Origin of the sequence: Kribbella pratensis (genome assembly GCF_004366075.1) — a bacterium.
GTDB lineage: Bacteria > Actinomycetota > Actinomycetes > Propionibacteriales > Kribbellaceae > Kribbella > Kribbella pratensis.
Map to the genome: position 1 here is coordinate 426604 of NZ_SODU01000004.1, position 18931 is coordinate 445534.

The window sequence follows — 18931 nt, forward strand, 5'->3', positions numbered from 1 at the left end:
GACGAGACGGTGGTGTCACACCGAAGAACGTCCAGGGAGGCAGTCCGATGAAGCAGTACTACGGCCCAGTGGTGGTCCTACTCGAGAACGACGGCCAGGACACCTTGGAGTGGGCGGCGGCCGAGGCTGCGGCCCGTGGCGCCGAACTGCGCATCGTGTACGCGTTCCGGTGGCCGCATCTGCTCGACCCGCTCGGCGAGCTGACCGTCGAAGAGCGGGACCTCGAAGCGGCAGACGCAGTCGTGGACGAGGCGATCGAGCACGTGCAGACGATCTTTCCGAGCCTGCGCATCTCGTCGACGGTCTTCCCCGGCCGCCCGCTGACCGCCCTGCTGAACGAGGCCCGGGAGAGCACCGGGGCGCTTGTGGTGATCAGCCGCGGCCGGCGGTTCGAGCGGGCGCTGTCCCGCCGCCTGGCCCGCCGTACGACGGCCTCGCTGGCAGTTGTCGGGCTGACGTCGGACCACACGGTTGGGCCGTCCACGGGCCGGGTCGTCGTAGCTGTCGGCGGCCACGACCGCCCCGACGCCCTGGGCTTCGCGTTCGGTGCGGCACGCCGCCGGGGCACTGGCCTGACCATCCTGCAAACCACTCCCGCCGACGTGACCGCGTGGCAAACGGCGTACCCAGAGGTCGACGTACGCCGAAGCCCGGTGACCGGAACGGTCGAAAGCGCCGTCCTGGCCGAGTCCACCGCCGCAGCCCTCACCGTCCTGACGGCCGACCGCACCTGGCTCCAACAGACCGGCAGCGCGACAGTCGCCCGACTCGCCGGAGGTCCGGTAGTACTGGTCTGACCAGTGCACGCCGGGCGGCCCGGATAGGCTGCCCGCTGTGGGGATCGCGGATCGAGGGCTTCGGGGCCGGCGGCGGGAGACCGGCGTACTGGACGGGTTGGTTCGCGAGGCAAAGGCCGGGCGTAGCCAGGTGCTGTTGCTCACCGGAGAGGCCGGGGTCGGCAAGTCGGCTCTGCTGGACGCACTGGTCGCCGGGGCGGACGGTTGCCGGGTCACCCGGACCGCGGGGATCGAGTCCGAGATGGAGCTCGCGTACGCCGGTCTGCACCAGTTGTGCCAGCCGTTCCTGGATCACCTCGACCGGCTGCCCGCACCGCAGCGGGAAGCGCTCGGTACGGCGTTCGGCCTGGTGAGCGGCCCCGCCCCGGACAAGTTCCTGATCGGTCTCGCCGTACTCAACCTGCTCGCCGACGCGGCCGCGGAGCAGCCCGTGCTGTGCGTGGTCGACGATGCGCAATGGCTGGACCTGATGTCTGCCCGGATCCTCGCGTTCGTCACTCGCAGGCTCGCGGCCGAGTCGGTGCTGATGGTCTTCGCGGTCCGCGACGGCATCGAGCACGCCTTCAGCGGGCTCACCGAACTCGAGATCCGCGGCCTCGACGACGCCGACGCCCGCGATCTCCTGGACTCCGTACTCCCCGGACCGATCGACCCGCGGGTCCGCGACCGGATCGTGGCCGAGACCCGCGGCAACCCGCTCGCCCTGCTCGAGCTCCCCCGCGCCTGGACCGCGGCGGAGCTGGCCGACGGCCTCACCGCAGGCACCCTGACGAGCAGGCTCGAAGACGGTTTCGTACGGCGCATCGAAGCGCTGCAGCCCGATACCCGGCTGCTCCTGCTGACCGCGGCCGCCGAGCCGCTCGGCGACCCGACGCTGTTGTGGCGAGCGGCTGAGCAACTCGGGCTCGGCGCTGAAGCTGCGGTGGATGCGGTCGAATCCGGGCTGATCACCTTTGACCAGCACATCCGGTTCCGGCACCCGCTGGTGCGCTCGGCGGCCTACCGGACGGCCACGCCGCAGCAACGGCTGGCCGTGCACAGGGCACTCGCCGACGTCACGGATCCCGAGACCGACCCAGACCGCCGGGCCTGGCATCGCGCGCAGGCGACCATGGCCCCCGACGAGGGCGTCGCCGCCGAACTCGAACGGTCCGCGCAGCGCGCGCGAGCACGAGGCGGGTTCTTCGCGGCCGCCACGTTCCTCGAACGCTCGGCCGCGCTGACCATCGACCCCGGTCTCCGAGCCGACCGCCTGCTCGCCGCCGCCACCGCGAAACGCAGCGCCGGTGCACTCGACGCAGCACTGGACCTGCTCGGCGCCGCGTCCGCCGGCCCCGCGGACGCCGTACGGGAGGCAGAAGTCATGCGCCTGCGCGGCGAGATCGCCTTCGACCGCGGACACGCGACCGAGGCGGCCCGAACGCTCGTCGTCGCCGCCAAGCAGCTGGACCCGCTCGACCACGAGCAGGCGCGCGTCGCGTACCTGGAGGCGATGTCGGCCGCGATCTGGGCGAGCGGCCCGGAGACACCCGGGATCCTCGGCGAGGCCGCATCCACCGCACCCGCACCGGCACCGTCGGACCCGCCGGGCGACCTCCTCCTCCAGGCGCTCGCGCTCCGCTTCACCCGCGGGTACGCCGCTGCCGCAACGCAACTCGTCAAAGCTGTCGACCAGGCGCGGCAGAGCGAGAGCGACGCCGAGGACGTCCGCGGCTGGTTGTGGCTGGCCGGCAACCGAGCCAGCGGCATCGTCGCGATCGACGTCTGGGACCTCGACGCCGCGCTCGAACTGGCCGCACGGCACGAACGGATCGCCCGCGACAGCGGTGCGCTCGTCCAGCTCCAGTGGGCGCTGAACTTCCGCGCCAACGTGGTGTCGATGACCGGCGACCTCGCAGCCGCCACGGCGTACGTCGAGGAAGAGCGGCAGATCGCGGCCGCGACAGGGAACCGCGTGCTCGGGATCGGCAGCATGCAGTTGGCCGCGCTGCGCGGGAACGAGGCCGAGGCGGCACCGCTGATCGACGCGATGATCCGCGAGGCACGCGCTCAGGACCAGGGCCGGATGACCGCGATCGCGACGTACACGAGCTCACTGCTGAACAACGGCCTCGGCCGGTACGACGCGGCCCGGGACGCGGCGCTGCAGGTGTTCGAACAAGACGTCGTCGCGTACGGCGCACTCGTGATCGGCGAACTGGTCGAGGCGGCCTCGCGGACCGGCGACACCAAGCTGGTCGAGACGGCACTGGCCTGGCTGAACGAGCGAGTCGCCGCCACGCCGTCGGACTGGGGTCGCGGGATGGAGGCCCGTACGCGAGCGCTGCTCAGCAACGACGAGGACGCGTACCGCGCGTCGATCGACCACCTGAGCCGGACCGGTCTCCGCATCGAGTCGGCCCGCGCCGAACTGCTGTACGGCGAATGGCTGCGCCGCGAAGGCCGCCGCCAGGATGCTCGCGCGCACCTCCGCACCGCCCACGAACAGCTGGCCGCGATGGGTGCCGATGCCTTCGCCGAACGCGCCCGCCACGAGTTGCTCGCCACCGGTGAGACCGTCCGGAAACGCACGCCCGAGACCACCAACGACCTGACCGCGCAGGAGTCCCAGATCGCCGGCCTGGCCCGCGACGGCCTGACCAACCCGGAGATCGCCGCGCAACTGTTCATCAGCCCCCGAACCGTCGAGTGGCACCTCCGCAAAACCTTCGCCAAACTCGGCATCACCTCCCGCCGCCAGCTCCGAACCTTGAAAGCCCTAGGAGGCCAAGTGTCATGAGCGAGGTGTTGGAAGGTCGCACGGCCGGTGGGCGCGGTGTGCGGGTGCGGTTCTCGGCCGACGGCATCGAGGAGATCACCGACCATCCGTCGGCACCGGACCTGCTCCTGATTCCCGGTCTCGTCGACATCCAGCTCAACGGGTACGGCGGACTGGACGTCAACGACCCGTCCCGCCCGGCGAGTGAACTAGCTGACCTCGTCCGCGCACTGTGGGGACAGGGGGTGACCACGGTCTACCCGACGATCATCTCCGCCGACGACGCGACCACGACCACGCTCGTCAGGCGAGCCGCCACCGCGCGCGCAACCGACTCCGACGTGGCGTACGGCGTACCAGGCCTGCACCTGGAGGGTCCGTACATCTCGTCCGCGGAGGGCGCCCGTGGTGCGCACGACCCGGCCATCATCCGCGACCCGGATGCCGACGAGTTCGACCGCTGGCAGGCCGCGGCCGGCGGCGCGATCGCGATCATGACTCTCGCCCCCGAACGCCAGGGCGCCATCGAGTTCACCCGCCACCTCGTACAACCGTCGTCAGGGCCGGCCGCGGCGCGCGGGGTGGTTCCCTCGGTCGGGCATTCGCTGGCGACCGCCGCCGACGTCCACGCGTTCGCCGCCGCCGGCGGACGGCTCTCGACCCACCTCGGTAATGGACTGCCCGCTCAGATCGACCGTCACGAGAACCCGATCTGGCCCCAGCTGACGGAGGATGCGCTCACCGCGGGGCTGATTGCCGACGGCCATCATCTCCCCGCCGACACGTTCGCCGCTCTCGTCCGCGCCAAGGGCGCGACGCGCTGCGTCCTCACCAGCGACGCCGCCGCCTTGGCCGGGTGCGCCCCCGGTGACTACCGAACCGCGGTCGGCGGCGCAGTCACCGTCGGCTCCGACGGGAGCCTCCGCCTGCAAGGTACGCCGTACCTGGCCGGTAGCGGCGCCTCCCTCCTCGACTGCCTCCGCTGGGCCACCGGCCCCGGCGGACTGCCCCTGGAAACCGCTGTCACGATGGCCACCACGACCCCCGCCGACCTCCTTGGTCTGCACGACCGTGGTCGCCTGGACGTCGGCGCCCGCGCCGACCTGGTCCAGTTGACCAGCACCCCGGACCGCGCCGTCGGCGACCTCGTCACCGTCGTTGTCAACGGCAGATTGATTGCCCCCGGCAACAGTTGAGTTCTGGATCGTGCCGGCCGCAACCAGTTCGCCAGGCGCTCAGCGCTTGCCGGTGAACCGGAACTTCCCGTATAAGGCTCACATGACGGCGATCCGGCTCGATGCGGTGTCCAAGGTGTTCGAGGGTGAACACCTGGCCGTGGACGAGTTGTCGCTGCAGATCGACGACGGCGAGTTCATGGTGCTGCTCGGGCCGTCCGGGTGCGGGAAGACGACGCTGCTGCGGATGATCGCGGGCCTCGAACGCGTGACCGCCGGCGAGATCTGGTTCGGGCGGACCCTCGGCACCCGGCTCGCGCCGCGCGAGCGCGGTGTGGCGATGGTCTTCCAGACCGGCGCCCTGTACCCGAACCGGACGGTGCAGGAGAACATCATGTTCCCGCTGCAGATCGCCGGGCAGGACGACGTACAGGCCGGGTCCACCGCGGCCGGGCTCGCGCAGATCCTCAGCATCGAGTCGGTGCTCGACCGGATGCCGCGGACGTTGTCGGGCGGTCAACGGCAGCGGGTCGCGATCGGGCGGGCGCTGGTACGGCGGCCACAGGTGTTCCTGCTCGACGAACCGCTGTCGAACCTCGACGCCACGATGCGCACCGAGCTCCGTCAGGAGATCGGTGCGATGACCAGGGACCTCAACGTGACCACGCTCTACGTGACGCACGACCAGGTCGAGGCGCTGACGCTGGCCGACCGGATCGCGGTGATGAGGGACGGCCGGATCGAGGACGTCGGTACGCCGACGCAGGTCTACAACGACCCCGCTACCGCGTTCGTGGCCGGCTTCCTGGGGACGCCGCGGATCAATCTGATGGCCGCGACCGTACGCGTCACCGCCCACCACCGGGTCGCCCTCGACCTCGGCAGCCAGTCGATCTCTCTGGACCCCACCGATCGCCGTTCGCTGATCCTGCGGCACCACGACGGCGCCGAGGTGATCGTCGGCGCCCGCTCGAGCGCGTTCAGCCTGATCACGACCGAGGACGCGCCGAACCAGCTGACCGGCACGATCCGCGCCTTCGAGTTCCACGGCCAGCAGTCGATCGCGTTCGTCCAGTGCGGCATCGAGGTCGTCGACCCGGACAAGATCGGCCGCGTCGCACCGGCGCACGCGTCCCCCGCGGCCGAGCATGCACCGTCGTTCCTGACCAGGATCCGCTCCCGGCTCGGGCTGGCCACGCCGCCCGCTCCCCCGCCTGAGACCCACGGCGCCACCCACCGCCGCGCCGATCTCGTCGTCGAGCTCCCGGTCGATACCGAACTGGCCCGCGGAACCCGCGTCCACCTCGCCCTCGACACCTCCCGGATCCACCTCTTCGACCGCACCGGCCACCGAGTAGACCGCGTCACCCGCTGACTCTGGGGCAACCATCGGCCAGAGATCGTTGGTTACGTCAGCATCAGGACGGCAGTGGTGATGCCGGCCAGGACGATCAGGATGCGGAGCAGGCCGCTCGGGAGCCGTCGGCCGATGTGTGAGCCGACGTACCCGCCGGCCACGGAGCCGATCGCGAGGAGCACGATCGCGGTCGGGTTCAGATCGGCGATGAAGACGAAGATGACGCTGGCGACGAGGTTCGCGGCCAGCAGGGACAGGGTTTTGAGGGCATTCACGACGCGCAATTCGAGGTCCAGGCCGAGGCCGAGCACCGCCATCATCATCACGCCGGCACCGGCGCCGAAGTACCCGCCGTACACGCCGGTCAGAGCGGCGAAGAACGTCGTCGCCGGTGTCATCGTCGTCCGCGTCTCCTGCGGTTCCTCGTGCCGAGACCGCAGCCAGCGAGAGATCCACGGCTGCACGCCGACGATCAGGCAGGTGAACAGGATCAGCCACGGAGCCGCCGCCGCGAACACGCCTGGCGGCAGCGCAAGCAGCAGTACGGCGCCACCGATCGCGCCGATCGCACACGTCAGCACGACCGCGATCGTCGTGGGACGGGAGACCTCGCGGAGCTCACGGCGGTAGCCGAACGAGCCGCTGAGCGCGCCGGGAAGGAGGCCGATCGTGTTCGAGGCGTTCGCCACGACCGGCGGAATCCCCAGCGCGATCAGGGCCGGGAAGCTGATCAGCGACGCGACTCCGACGGTCGACGTGAGCACGCCGGCTCCGAGACCTGCCGCGACGATCGCCAGATGCTCGACACCGGTCACGGCCTGTCTCGCAGCAACGCGACGTCGGACACCAGCATGACGTGCTCGTGCATGGCCTGCGTAGCGGCGACCGGATCACCGGCGGCAATCGCATCCGCGACCTTCCGATGCCCGGCGAGCGACTCACGCGGCCGGCCCGGCTGGGACAGCGACTCCAGCCTGGTCTCCCGGATCAGGTCGTGGATGGCGGTCATCATCTGCGCCAGCAACTCCGATCGCGCCGCCGCGGTCACCGCGCCGTGGAACGCCTCGTCGCCCTCGACGCCCCGGCCCCCGGCCTCGATGTCGCGCTCCATCGTGTCCAGCGCGGCCCGGATCGCCGTCAGGTCGGCATCGGTACGACGGGATGCCGCCAGCGCGGCCAGCTTCGATTCGAGCGCGTCACGGGCCTCGATGATCTCGGGCAGCCGGTCGGCGTGCGCGCGGATCGCCTCGATCACCGGCGCGGTCCGGGCGCGCTCGGTCAGCACCGTGCCGTCGCCGTGCCGAACCACCACCGCACCGATGACCTCGAGCGCCACCAACGCCTGGCTCAGCGTCGCCCGGCTCACGCCGAGTCGCTGGGCAAGCTCCCGCTCCGGCGGCAGCCGATCGCCGGGCACCAGACCGTTCTCGATGATCCAGGTGCTGATCTGGTCCGCGACCTGTTCGTACAGGCGCGATCGCGGGACCGGTCGAGGCGGTGCGGGACGAGCTGGCGGCGACTCCATACCCACAGCTTATTGACAAGTGGCCCATTGGGCTATTGGCTAGGCCACTGAGCCAGCTACTAACTGGTATGTCCCCGTCAACCGCCCGGAAGAGGATTCCGTCATGGGACCAGAGTGGGTTGCGATCCTGGCGCTCGTCGCGCTGTTCGTCATCGGAACGGTCCTGCCGATCAACATGGGCGCGCTCGCGTACGTCGCGGCGTGGCTGGTCGGCATGTACTCGTTGCACCTGAGTGAGAAGGAGATCCTGGCCGGCGTCAGTGGCGACCTGATCCTCACGCTGATCGGCGTCACCTATCTGTTCGCGATAGCCAAGAACAACGGCACCGTCGACCTGATAGTCGCCAGCGCCGTCCGCGCCGTCGGCGGCCGGGTCGCGCTGATCCCGTGGGTGATGTTCGCGGTCACCGCCGTACTGACCGCGATCGGCGCCGCCAGCCCGGCCGCGTGCGCGATCATCGGGCCGATCGCGCTCGGCTTCGCCGCGCGGTACAAGATCAATCCGCTGATGATGGGCATGTTCGTCGTGCACGGCGCCCAGGGCGGTGGGTTCTCGCCGATCAGCATCTACGGCACGATCACCAACTCGGTGATGGAGGACGCCAAGCTGCCGTCCAGTGAGCTGACCGTCTTCCTGGCCAGCCTCGTCGTCAACCTGGTGATGGCGACGATCCTGTTCATCCTGTTCGGCGGCCGGAAGCTGATGGACCAGCGCGTCGACCCGAACAGTCCGGACCATCTCACCGAAGATCTGCACCACGGCGGCGCGACAGTCACCGCCCGCGGGACCGGCGCCTCGGCGCCGACCGGCACGCTCGCGCGCGGCGTACGCCGGGACCAGGTGCTGACGCTGATCGCCTTCGTCGGCGTGGCCGTGGTCGCACTCGCGTTCGACAGGAACATCGGGTTCGTCGCGATCACCGCCGCCGTACTGCTCGCGATCCTGTCGCCGACCGAGCACAAGGATGCCGTCAAGCAGGTCGCGTGGCCGACGGTCCTGCTGGTCGCGGGTGTCAGCACGTACGCCGCGATCCTCACCGAATCCGGCGCGCCGCAGTTCGTCGGCAAGTGGGCCGCCGGACTCGGAGCGGCCGTGATCGGCGCGCTCGTCCTGTGCTACGTCGGCGGTGTCGTGTCGGCGTTCGCCTCGTCGACCGCACTGCTGCCGGTCATCATTCCGATCGCCGTACCGCTGATCGGTCACGGTGGGATCAGCGCCGGTCTCTTCGTCGCGGCCCTGGCCATCGCGTCGACGATCGTCGATGTCAGTCCGTTCTCCACCAATGGTGCGCTGATGCTCGCGAACCGGCCGGACACGATCGCAGAACCCGTGTATTACAAGCAGATTCTCACCTACAGCGTGATCGTGGTCGTAGCCGGCCCGTTGCTCGTCTGGGCCGCGCTAGTACTCCCGGGCTGGTGATGCGGATGCACGGGCCGTTGAACGGCGTACTGGTCGTGGATCTGTCCCGGGCACTGGCCGGGCCGCACGCCACGATGATGCTGGGTGACCTCGGCGCGCGCGTGATCAAGGTGGAGGCACCGGGCCGCGGCGACGACACGCGCGGCTGGGGGCCGCCGTTCGCCGGCGACGAGTCGACATACTTCCTGTCCGCCAACCGCAACAAGGAATCCATCACGCTGGACCTCAAGGACGACGCCGATCGCGACGTCGTACTCCGGTTGATCGAGCGCGCCGACGTACTCGTGGAGAACTTCCGGACCGGCGTACTCGACCGGCTGGGACTCGGCCTCGACCTGTTGCGCGAACGCAATCCACGCCTCGTCGTCCTGTCGATCACCGGATTCGGCCACGACGGACCGGAAGGAGGACGAGCCGGCTACGACCAGATCGCTCAAGGTGAGGCAGGACTGATGTCGCTGACCGGGTCCGGGCCGGAGGATCCGCAACGGGTCGGCGTACCGATCGGCGACCTACTGGCCGGGATGTACGGCGCGTACGGCGTCGTCGCGGCGCTCCATGAACGGTCGGCCACCGGTGTCGGCTGCATTGTCCGTACGTCGCTGCTCGCGGCAATCGTCGGCGTACACGCGTTTCAGGGCACGCGGTACACAGTGGCCGACGAGGTCGGCGTGGCCCAGGGCAACCATCATCCGTCGATCGCGCCGTACGGACTGTTCCGTTGCGCGGACGGTGCGGTGCAGATCGCGGTGGGCAGCGAGGGACTGTGGGAACGGTTCAGCGCCGCCTTCGAACTCGCCACGGACGGCCTGACGACCAATGCGGACCGGGTTGCGCACCGGGACCGGTTGATCGCGGTGATCGAGGCGGCATTCAGTGGTCTGACCAGTGCCGAGTTGCTCGCGAAACTCGCTGACGCCGGCATTCCCGCCGGGCGGGTCCGGAGTATGGACGAGGTGTACACCTGGGACCAGACCGCGAGCCAGGGGCTGTTGATCGACGTCGAGCACTCGACGCTCGGGCCGCTGCGATTGCCCGGTCCGCCGCTGCGGTTCTTCGACGGATCGCAGGAGACCACCCGAGGTGACCACCGGCCGCCGCCGACACTCGACGAGCACGGCGCCTCGATCCGTGCCTGGCTGGACGAATGAGCGCCCGCGACTTGATCGACGCCGTCCTCGACCCAGGATCGTTCCAGTCGTGGGATCGGCCAGGCACGCAGTCGGCCGACGACACCTATCAGCAGCAGTTGCGGCGGGCCGCCGAGCGGGCGGGGACGGACGAGTCGGTGGTCACCGGCCGGGGTTCGGTCCGTGGGCGACAGGTCGCCGTACTGGTCAGCGAGTTCGCGTTCCTGGCCGGGTCGATCGGCCGGGTTGCCGCGGAGCGGATCACCGCGGCGGTACGGCGTGCGACGGCCGAACGGCTGCCGATCGTGGCGTCGACCGCGTCCGGCGGGACCCGCATGCAGGAAGGAGCGGCCGCCTTCGTCGAGATGATCACGATCTCCAAGGCGCTGATGGATCACCGCGCGGCTGGCCTCCCCTATCTCGTCCATCTCCGGCATCCGACGACCGGCGGCGTGTTCGCCTCGTGGGGGTCCCTCGGTCACGTCACCGTCGCGGAGCCCGGAGCGTTGATCGGCTTCCTCGGCCCCAAGGTCTACGAAGCACTCCACGGCGAACCGTTCCCGTCCGACGTACAGACGGCCGAGAACCTCGCCGCGCACGGGGTGATCGACGGCGTCGTCGAGACGAGCGATCTCCCGTTCCTGCTCGACCGGGCGCTTGGAGTCCTCGTCGATCCCCCGGTCGCTCCGACGCTCCCCCGCCGTACCGGAGCCGCCGGACCGGTTGACGCCTGGACCTCCGTCCTGCGTACTCGTCAGCCCGACCGCGCCGGGGTCCGCGAACTGCTCCGCTACGGAGCGACCGGAACACTCCGGCTGACCGAACCGGACGCGGCCGTCCTCGTCGCGCTGACCCGGCTCGACGGTCGACCATGCGTACTGGTCGGACAAGACCGTTCGCAGAGCAAGCCGATGGGACCGGCGGCCTTACGCCAGGCCCGCCGCGGCATGAACCTCGCTCAAACCGTCGGCCTCCCACTCGTCACGGTCATCGACACCGCCGGCGCCGAACTCTCCCGCGCCGCGGAAGAAGGCGGCCTGGCCGGCGAGATCGCGCTGTGCATCTCGACGATGACGACGCTGACCGTGCCGACCTTGTCGGTCCTTCTGGGTCAAGGCACCGGTGGCGGCGCGCTGGCGTTGCTCCCGGCAACCACCGTCATCGCGGCGGAGCACGCGTGGCTCGCGCCACTTCCGCCGGAGGGAGCCAGCGCGATCGTGTACCGCGACACCGCTCATGCTCCGGAGCTCGCCGCCGCCCAGCACATCACCGCGCCCGACCTGCACGCCGCCGGCACCATCCACCACCTGGTCCCCGAACACGACACCGACACCGCGGAGACCCTCGCGATCGCAGTAGCCGCCGAATGCGCGGCTCAACTCACTGCGATCCACAACACTCCGCCGAGGACAACCTCGACGCAGAAGTAGAACCACGACGGATAGAAGGCTCGCGGGCGGTCCCGCAACGCACCGATCAATCGCCCTGCGGCCATTCCGCCCAGCGCGACCGCAACCGCGATCACTGCCCCGCGCCGGATCCCTTCGTCGAGCGCCGCGGCGACCAGCAGCCCCGCAACCGCAAGCCCGAACCCGCCGTACACGGCGCGCACCTCGTTACGCGCGTCCGGCCCCGCCGCCACGATCCCGAAGGGCCGCACCAGCGTCGCGGGCATGACGAGCCCGTAGATCCCCATACCCGCGAAGAACACCGCCGCGACGACTATTGCAATCATTGCAACAGACTAGGGGGCAGGTGGGCTCTTGACGCTGGAGGAGCCGGGCGTTGTAATCAGAGGCATTCTGTTTACGTAAACATTCTCCCCGCCCGGAGGTCAGCCTGTGAAGCGAAGAGTGATTGGGGCCGTGGTGAGCGTGGTGCTCGCCGCAGTCGGGGTCAGCGTGCCGGCGGCGCCGGCCAACTCCGCCGAGCCATCGGCGTACACCTCCTTCCGGCCGGGTGAGCCCTGGCTGGACACCAGCGGCAAGGTCGTTCAGGCCCACGGCGGGCAGGTCGTGCCGTCGAAGGACGACGACGGCCGGCGCATCTACTACTGGTACGGCGAGGATCGCAGCAACGGCTACTACGACAGCCCGGGTGTGCACCTGTACTCGTCGTACGACCTCTACAACTGGAAGGACCAGGGACTCGCGCTCCGCGCGATGAACTCCCCCGATCAGTTCGAGAACGACCCGTACTTCGCGAAGCTCTACAAGAAGTACACGCCCGCGCAGAAGGACGTCGTCTGGCGCGACCTGTCGACCAACAGCGTCCGCACCGACGGCTGGGCCCGCCCGTCGATCCTCGAACGCCCCAAGGTGATCTACAACAAGAGCACCGGCAAGTGGGTGATGTGGGTGCACTCCGACGGCCCGTCGTCGCCGACCAGTACGTCGACGTACGCCCGCGCCGAGGCCGGCGTGGCGATCGCCGACTCACCGAAGGGCCCGTTCCGCTGGATCGACTCGTACCGCCTGAACCGGGTGCCGAGCGACTCCGTGCCGTGGTGCGGTACGTCGTCCGCGTTCGACCCGGCCGGCGGGATGGCGCGCGACATGAACCTGTTCGTGGACGACGACGGTACGGCGTACATCATCTACTCCTCCGAGGAGAACCGGACGATGTACATCTCCAAGCTGAACCGGTCCTACACGTACCTGTCCGCGGCGCCGGAGAACGCCGTACAGGGCAAGGACTTCGTGCGGACGCTCGCGTGCAACCAGCGTGAGGCGCCGGCGATGTTCAAGTCGGAGGGCACCTACTACCTGGTGACGTCGGGTGCCACCGGCTGGGACCCGAACCCGGCGCACTACGCGACCTCGCAGAACGTCCTGGGTCAGTTCACCGACCGCGGGGTCCCGATCACCGGCGACGGCGCGGCGACCACGTACCGGTCGCAGAGCACCAACGTGATCCCGGTCGACCCGAAGCAGAACAAGTTCGTCTTCATGGGTGACCGGTGGACCCCGAGCGACCTCGCGAACGCGCCGTACGTCTGGATGCCGATGAGCTTCGGCGAAGGCGGCGCACTCACGATCGGCCCGGACACCGAGTGGACGTTGGGCGACCTGACGCCGTACACCCGCTGGACCGTCACGAGCACGATCCCCGACAACGTCTGGCTGAACGACACCAGCACACTGCCCACCACCGTCACCGTGACGACCGCGAGCGGGTCGCAGCAGGTCGCTGTCACCTGGGACCCGTCGAGCATCGCGCAGCCGGGACCCGCGACGCTGCGTGGCACGTTGGCGGACGGCAGGACGTTCAGCCGCTCGATCGTCGTCGTGCCACACGGTCTGCGGTACGCCGTGAATGCCGGCGGGACCGCCACGCCCGACTGGACCCGCCTGACCCAGGTCGCGTCGACCGAACAGCCATTGCTCAACTCGGCACCCGAACAGCCGCTCGGCACCGACCCGGCCACCGGGACGACGTGGGGCTTCACCGGGTCCAGCGCACCGGCCGGGACTGGTGACCTCTATACGACCCTGCGGTACGCCAAGAACCACGAGCCGCTGGTCTACACGTTCGAAGGCCTCGAGCCGGGCACGTACACGGTCCACGCGGGCTACTACGACCCGTGGCCGTGGGCCAACCGCGCGGCCGAGGTGACCGTCAACGGAGCTGTCGTCGACCAGCAGCGCCTGTTCACCGCGACCGGCGTCGCGGCGTCGTACGGCGGAATCTCGGTCGGGGCCGACGGCAAGATCACGATGTCGATCGCGCCCACCCGGTCCCCCGACATCCAGGTCAGCTGGCTGATGGTCGCCCGTGACAACTAGCGCCCCACCTATGCTGATGCCATGTCGAGCGAGGTCAGGGGCGAACGCCGCGGGGTCAAGGGACACCCGAAGTCGGGACCGTCCATCGGCGACGTCGCACGGTTGGCCGGTGTGTCGTCGCAGACCGTGTCCCGCGTGTCCACGGGCTCGGAGCCGGTCAAGGCCGAGACCCGGGAACGGGTGCTCGACGCGATGCGGCAGCTGGGATACGCACCGAACCTCGCCGCCCGGGCGCTACGCCGAGGCAACTTCCGGTCGATCGGTCTGATCGCACACCAGGTCATCCGGACCGGTGAGTCGAAGACCATCGAGGCGGTGATCGAGGCCGCCCGGCGGGAGGGGTACTCGGTGAGCCTCGTCGACGTCGAGAGTCCTTCGTCGAGCGACGTCAGCGAGGCGGTGCAGCACCTCAGCCACCAGGCGATCGACGGCTTGATCATCATCCGGGCCGAAACCGCGACCCCGGCGGCTCTGGCGCTGCCGCCGACCATGCCGGTCGCGGTGTCCGACTCACGGTTCATCGGGCACCATCCGGCGGTCGGCGCCGACCAGGTCGGTGGCAGTCGCGCCGCGGTCCAGCACCTGCTCGATCTCGGGCATGGAGTGGTCCACCACATCGCCGGGCCGAGCGATTCCGGTCCCGCGGACCTGCGGGCGACCGCCTGGAAGCAGACGCTGGTCGACGCCGGACGGGAGGTCCCGGAACCGTTCGGCGGTGACTGGTCCGCGGAGACCGGCTACAAGATCGGGAACGAGATCGCGCAGCGCGACGACGTGACGGCGGTCTTCGCGGCGAACGACGAGATGGCAGCCGGCCTGATGCACGCACTGCACGAAGCCGGCCGCCGGGTGCCGGACGACGTCAGCGTCGTCGGGTTCGACGACATCGACCTCGCCGCCCATCTCTGGCCGCCGCTGACGACCGTCCGGCAGGAGTTCCACCAGATCGGTCACGACCTCGTCGAGGTCATCATGCGGCAACTCGGCGGGCGGGAGCAGCTGACCGGATACCACGGCACGGTGCCCGCGCCGCTCATCGTTCGGCAGAGCACGGCAGCACCTCGCAAGCGTCGACGTACCCGCCGCTGATCCCGGGTGGACAGTCGCCGGCCGGTCCGGTTACCGTCAGAGATGTTTACGTAAACAAGAAGGAGAGCCCATGCCCGGCTTCGCCATCGGTGAGTCCGACTTCGTCCTGGACGGCCGTCCGTTGCAGATCATCTCCGGTGCGCTGCACTACTTCCGGATGCACCCGGACTGCTGGGCGGACCGGATCGAGAAGGCGCGGCTGATGGGGCTCAACACCATCGAGACCTACGTCCCGTGGAACGCGCACAGCCCGCGCCCCGGCGTCTTCGACACCTCCGGGATGCTCGACCTCGGGCGGTTCCTCCGCGAGGTCGCGGCCGCCGGGATGTACGCGATCGTGCGGCCCGGGCCCTACATCTGTGCGGAGCTGGACAACGGCGGGCTCCCGGCGTGGCTCTTCCGCGACGACAATACCGATGACAGGGTCGGCGTACGCCGCTACGAGCCGAGGTTCATGTCCGCGGTCACGCAGTACCTGCAGGATGTGCTGGAGATCGTCCGGCCGCTGCAGATCGACCAGGACGGACCGGTGCTGCTCGTTCAGGTCGAGAACGAGTACGGCGCATTCGGGGACGACCAGACCTACTTGAAGGCGCTGGCCGACGTGATCCGGAACGCCGGTGTCACCGTTCCGCTCGTCACGGTGGATCAGCCGACGGACTCGATGCTGGCCGCCGGCGGACTGGACGGCGTACTGCGGACCGGTTCGTTCGGATCCCGTGTCACGGCGCGGCTCGAGACGCTGCGCAAGCACCAGCCGACCGGACCCTTGATGTGCATGGAGTTCTGGGACGGGTGGTTCGACTACTGGGGCGGACGCCACCACACGACGAGCGCGGCCGATGCCGCTGCGGAGCTCGACACGCTGCTCGCGGCCGGGGCGTCGGTCAACATCTACATGTTCCACGGCGGTACGAACTTCGGACTGTCCAGCGGGGCCAACGACAAGGGCGTGTACCGGCCGACCGTGACGTCGTACGACTACGACGCACCGCTCGACGAGGCCGGGAATCCGACGGAGAAGTTCCACGCGTTCCGTGAGGTGATCTCGCGATACGCGCCGGTGCCGGACACTGTGCCGGCCCCGAAGCCGGCTGCGCCGGAGTTCACCGTCGCCCTGTCCGATCCGGTCGGGCTCCTCCCGGGCTTCTGTGGAACATGGTCGGACCACCAGGAACTGCCGACGCTCGACGATCTGGACGCGCGGCTTGCGATCTTCCGGACCGAACTGCGTCAGGGTGGGCCGGCGCTGCTGACGTTCGGCGAGGTCCGCGACCGCGTGCAGGTGTTCCTGGACGGTGCACCGGTCGGCATCCTGGAACGCGAACGGCACGATCGCGCGATCATGCTCCCCCACACCCGCGGACGGCTCGAGCTCGTCGTCGAGGACCAGGGCCGGGTCAACTACGGCCCGCGCATCGGTGAGCCCAAGGGCCTCATCGGGCCGGTCCGCGTCGGCGCCGAGGAACTCACCGGGTGGACCGCCTGCGGGATCGACCTCGACAGGGTTCCGCAGCTGTGGCAATCCGCCGGCCCGACCCCGTCCGTGCTCGGTATCGGGCCGACCGCGTGGCGCGCGACGTTCGAGACCGACGGCGAGTCCGACCTGTTCCTGCGAACCGATGCCTGGGGCAAGGGTTTCGCCTGGATCAACGGCTTCTGTCTCGGCCGCTACTGGCGCCGCGGCCCCCAGGAAACCCTCTACGTCCCGGCGCCGCTCCTGGAGCAGGGCACCAACAACCTCGTCGTACTCGAGCTCGAGGTCCTCGAAACCCCGACAGCAACCTTCACCGGGTCGCTGCGGCTGGGCTTCACCGACCTTTAGATCGCCAACAGTCCCTTGATCGCCGTCATGATGCCGCCGGCAACGGCCAGGGACAGCACCAGCACGCGGGCGACCGGGTCCGGGATCCGGCCGGCCAGCAGTGCCCCCAGGCCCGCGCCGAGGATCAGTCCGGCAGCCGCCACGAGCCATTCGTCGCCCGCGAGTGGAGGCACGCCGCGGGTGACGAGTGAGAAGACGTTGACGATCGTGCCGTAGAAGAGGGCGTTCGGCACGAATTCGCGGATCGTCCAGTTCGCGTTGACGGCGTACAGCGACACCGGAGGTCCGCCCAGGCCGGCGGCTGTGTTCATGAAACCGCCGGCCGCACCTGCGGTCAGCGCGCCGGCGAGTCCTTTCAGCGCCGGCACCCGCAGACCGCTCATCAGCAGCGCCGCGGTCACTGTCACCAGGCCGCCCATCACCACGAGGAGCACCGGCTCGGGCAGGACTCGGGAGAACCAGGCGCCGAGCGGCGCCGTACACGCGGCCGCGATCACCAGCGGGACCATCGCCTGCAAGCGCACCTGGCGCCAGCCGCGGGACAGGCCCAGGAGGCATACGACTCCGGCCGCACAGTTCGAGAACGAGACGCCGTCCACCGGTCCGAGCACCATCACGAGCGCGGGCACCGCGACCAGCGCGAAGCCCATGCCCGTCAGCCACTGAACGAAGGCCCCGAGCAGGACAACCCCGCCGAGGAGCAATCCCGCAGTACCACTCACTGCGGGAACCTCCTGTTAGGCGACGTTCAAAAGTTTCGCATACAGGTCGAAGACTCCGAACGCGAGTGGCACGAAGGCGATCATCGCGGCGACCTCGATCGCGTCGAGGATCTGTGCGGCGCGGGCCTGGAGGTGTTGGGGTGACTCCGGGCGCATGCCGAAGGCGGCGACCATACCGACCACGACCAGGAGGCCGACGGCGATCAGCGCGCCTCCGGCTTCCTTCGTGGACAGGACGAACGTGAGCACCAGCATGATGCTCAGCGCCGCCGCGCACAGGACCGCGACCTCGGTCAGGAGCGGGTACAGCCGCGCTCGGGACGCGAGCAGGAACGCCAGCAGCACCGCGACGCTGATCGACCAGCCGTTCCAGGCCCGCAGCATCACGACGGCCGACGCCACCGACGACACCGCAACCGGAACCGTGGCCAGCGCGATCCCGAGGTGCGCCGCGTTGATCGCCGAATGTACGTCGGTGCGCTGGACCTCGACGCCCTGAGCCCGCCGGTCGTCGAGCGCGGTCAGGCCCGACATCGCCAGCCCCAGCCTCGGCAGCAACCCGAGCACCAGCACGGACAACGCGCCGGCCACCACGCCGACCCGATCCGCGTCGATGCCGAGCCGCACACCACCGATCCAGCAGACCGCGAACGCCACGGTGACGGTGCCGCCGAGCACCCCGCCGCGGGCCAGTCCGGCTCCGGCGAACAGTACGGCGCCAATTCCGACCCCGGCCGCACCGGCCGCGAACGCCATCGGCACCGACCAGCCGCCGGCGACTGCCCAGACCACGAGCCCGATCGAGAGGCATCCGGTGGCAATCGACAGCAACGGGATGCCGACCACCGGTCGCTGATAGCGGCCGAGCACAACGCCGACGAAGCCTGTCAGCGTGGTGAGCACCAGCAGCAGGAACAACGCCAGGTCCGAGTCCGTCTGGGTGACCAGCGCGATCACGCCGGCCAGCACGCTGACCACCAAGGCGGCACCGGCCAGCGCCCGGCGGTGCCTCGGCTGGAACGCGGTCGCTCGCCGATCCAGGTCGTCGACCGTCTCCTCGGTGATGTCGTACACCGTCGGAGGCGGAGGCAGCTCGCCCTCGGCCATCAGCCGCAGCACCGCGCCGTCGCCGAGCTGGGCGCTGGCCAGGCTGTACTCCGGCGCCACCTGCTCCCCGGTGACGGTGGTCAGGAACCTGCGCCGCGGCCACCGCTCCACCGGCTCGTCCAGCATCTGCATCAGGTCCGGCAACAGCTTGCCGAGTGGCTCGTCGACCGGCAGTACGGCGTCCATCCGCCGCCGCCGACCGACCACTGTCACTCTGCTGTACGTCGCGCCCATCAAC

General features: G+C 69.7%; 15 protein-coding genes. 10 read left to right on the forward strand and 5 right to left on the reverse strand.

From position 1 onward, the window contains the following. Positions 1-47: 47 nt before the first annotated feature. The 4 genes from EV137_RS34460 to EV137_RS34475 all read left to right on the forward strand — a co-directional run bounded on the left by EV137_RS34460 (position 48) and on the right by EV137_RS34475 (position 6105). Positions 48-797 (forward strand): universal stress protein, encoded by a 750-nt coding sequence (locus tag EV137_RS34460; protein WP_134132270.1) that lies wholly within the window; start codon positions 48-50, stop codon positions 795-797. Positions 798-834: 37 nt separating this feature from the next. Beyond that, positions 835-3576 carry an ATP-binding protein gene (locus EV137_RS34465; RefSeq protein ID WP_238175758.1) on the forward strand — a complete coding sequence of 914 codons (2742 nt, stop codon included), beginning with the start codon at positions 835-837 and terminating at the stop codon, positions 3574-3576. Continuing rightward, a complete protein-coding gene (locus EV137_RS34470; protein ID WP_134132271.1) occupies positions 3573-4751 on the forward strand; it encodes an N-acetylglucosamine-6-phosphate deacetylase in 1179 nt (392 codons plus the stop codon). The genes EV137_RS34465 and EV137_RS34470 overlap by 4 nt, the downstream gene beginning before the upstream one ends. An 82-nt stretch (positions 4752-4833) precedes the next feature. Further along, the gene (locus EV137_RS34475; protein ID WP_134132273.1) at positions 4834-6105 is read left to right on the forward strand and encodes an ABC transporter ATP-binding protein; all 1272 of its coding nucleotides are present in this window, start codon (positions 4834-4836) and stop codon (positions 6103-6105) included. Between the two features lie 32 nt (positions 6106-6137). Here the strand turns inward: EV137_RS34475 and EV137_RS34480 are convergent, their stop codons facing one another. Next, on the reverse strand, positions 6138-6902 hold the full coding sequence (locus tag EV137_RS34480; protein ID WP_134132274.1) for a sulfite exporter TauE/SafE family protein: 765 nt from the start codon (positions 6900-6902) through the stop codon (positions 6138-6140). Beyond that, positions 6899-7612 carry a FadR/GntR family transcriptional regulator gene (locus tag EV137_RS34485; protein WP_134132276.1) on the reverse strand — a complete coding sequence of 238 codons (714 nt, stop codon included), beginning with the start codon at positions 7610-7612 and terminating at the stop codon, positions 6899-6901. The genes EV137_RS34480 and EV137_RS34485 overlap by 4 nt, the downstream gene beginning before the upstream one ends. Before the next feature lie 103 nt (positions 7613-7715). Between EV137_RS34485 and EV137_RS34490 the strand changes: the two genes are divergently transcribed. From EV137_RS34490 to EV137_RS34500, 3 genes are read left to right on the forward strand one after another with little or no spacing between them, the layout of a single operon-like run. Next, positions 7716-9035: an SLC13 family permease gene (locus EV137_RS34490; RefSeq protein WP_134132278.1), complete on the forward strand. Its 1320-nt coding sequence runs from the start codon at positions 7716-7718 to the stop codon at positions 9033-9035. A 5-nt stretch (positions 9036-9040) separates the two neighbouring features. Then, positions 9041-10186, forward strand: a complete 1146-nt coding sequence (locus EV137_RS34495; protein ID WP_134132279.1) for a CaiB/BaiF CoA transferase family protein — start codon at positions 9041-9043, stop codon at positions 10184-10186. Then, entirely contained in the window at positions 10183-11595 is a 1413-nt protein-coding gene (locus tag EV137_RS34500) for a carboxyl transferase domain-containing protein (protein ID WP_202871272.1), read from the forward strand. Before EV137_RS34495 ends, EV137_RS34500 begins: the two co-directional genes overlap by 4 nt. On the opposite strand, the gene EV137_RS34505 is transcribed toward EV137_RS34500, so the two are convergent. Next, positions 11541-11900 carry a DUF4345 domain-containing protein gene (locus tag EV137_RS34505; RefSeq protein WP_134132282.1) on the reverse strand — a complete coding sequence of 120 codons (360 nt, stop codon included), beginning with the start codon at positions 11898-11900 and terminating at the stop codon, positions 11541-11543. The genes EV137_RS34500 and EV137_RS34505 overlap by 55 nt on opposite strands. A gap of 106 nt (positions 11901-12006) precedes the next feature. On the opposite strand from EV137_RS34505, the gene EV137_RS34510 reads away from it, so the two are divergent. The 3 genes from EV137_RS34510 (at position 12007) to EV137_RS34520 (ending at position 16864) form a co-directional block, all read left to right on the forward strand. Then, positions 12007-13950, forward strand: coding sequence for a glycoside hydrolase family 43 protein (locus tag EV137_RS34510; protein WP_134132283.1), 1944 nt, complete (start codon positions 12007-12009; stop codon positions 13948-13950). Positions 13951-13971: 21 nt separating this feature from the next. After that, the gene (locus tag EV137_RS34515; RefSeq protein WP_134005850.1) at positions 13972-15039 is read left to right on the forward strand and encodes a LacI family DNA-binding transcriptional regulator; all 1068 of its coding nucleotides are present in this window, start codon (positions 13972-13974) and stop codon (positions 15037-15039) included. A gap of 70 nt (positions 15040-15109) precedes the next feature. Further along, positions 15110-16864, forward strand: coding sequence for a glycoside hydrolase family 35 protein (locus tag EV137_RS34520; protein WP_134132284.1), 1755 nt, complete (start codon positions 15110-15112; stop codon positions 16862-16864). Here EV137_RS34520 and EV137_RS34525 read toward each other — a convergent pair. Beyond that, a complete protein-coding gene (locus EV137_RS34525) occupies positions 16861-17586 on the reverse strand; it encodes a sulfite exporter TauE/SafE family protein (RefSeq protein ID WP_202871273.1) in 726 nt (241 codons plus the stop codon). The two genes, EV137_RS34520 and EV137_RS34525, sit on opposite strands and share 4 nt — an antisense overlap. A gap of 15 nt (positions 17587-17601) precedes the next feature. Continuing rightward, the gene (gene eccD / locus EV137_RS34530; protein WP_134132286.1) at positions 17602-18927 is read right to left on the reverse strand and encodes a type VII secretion integral membrane protein EccD; all 1326 of its coding nucleotides are present in this window, start codon (positions 18925-18927) and stop codon (positions 17602-17604) included. Between the last annotated feature and the right edge of the window lie 4 nt (positions 18928-18931).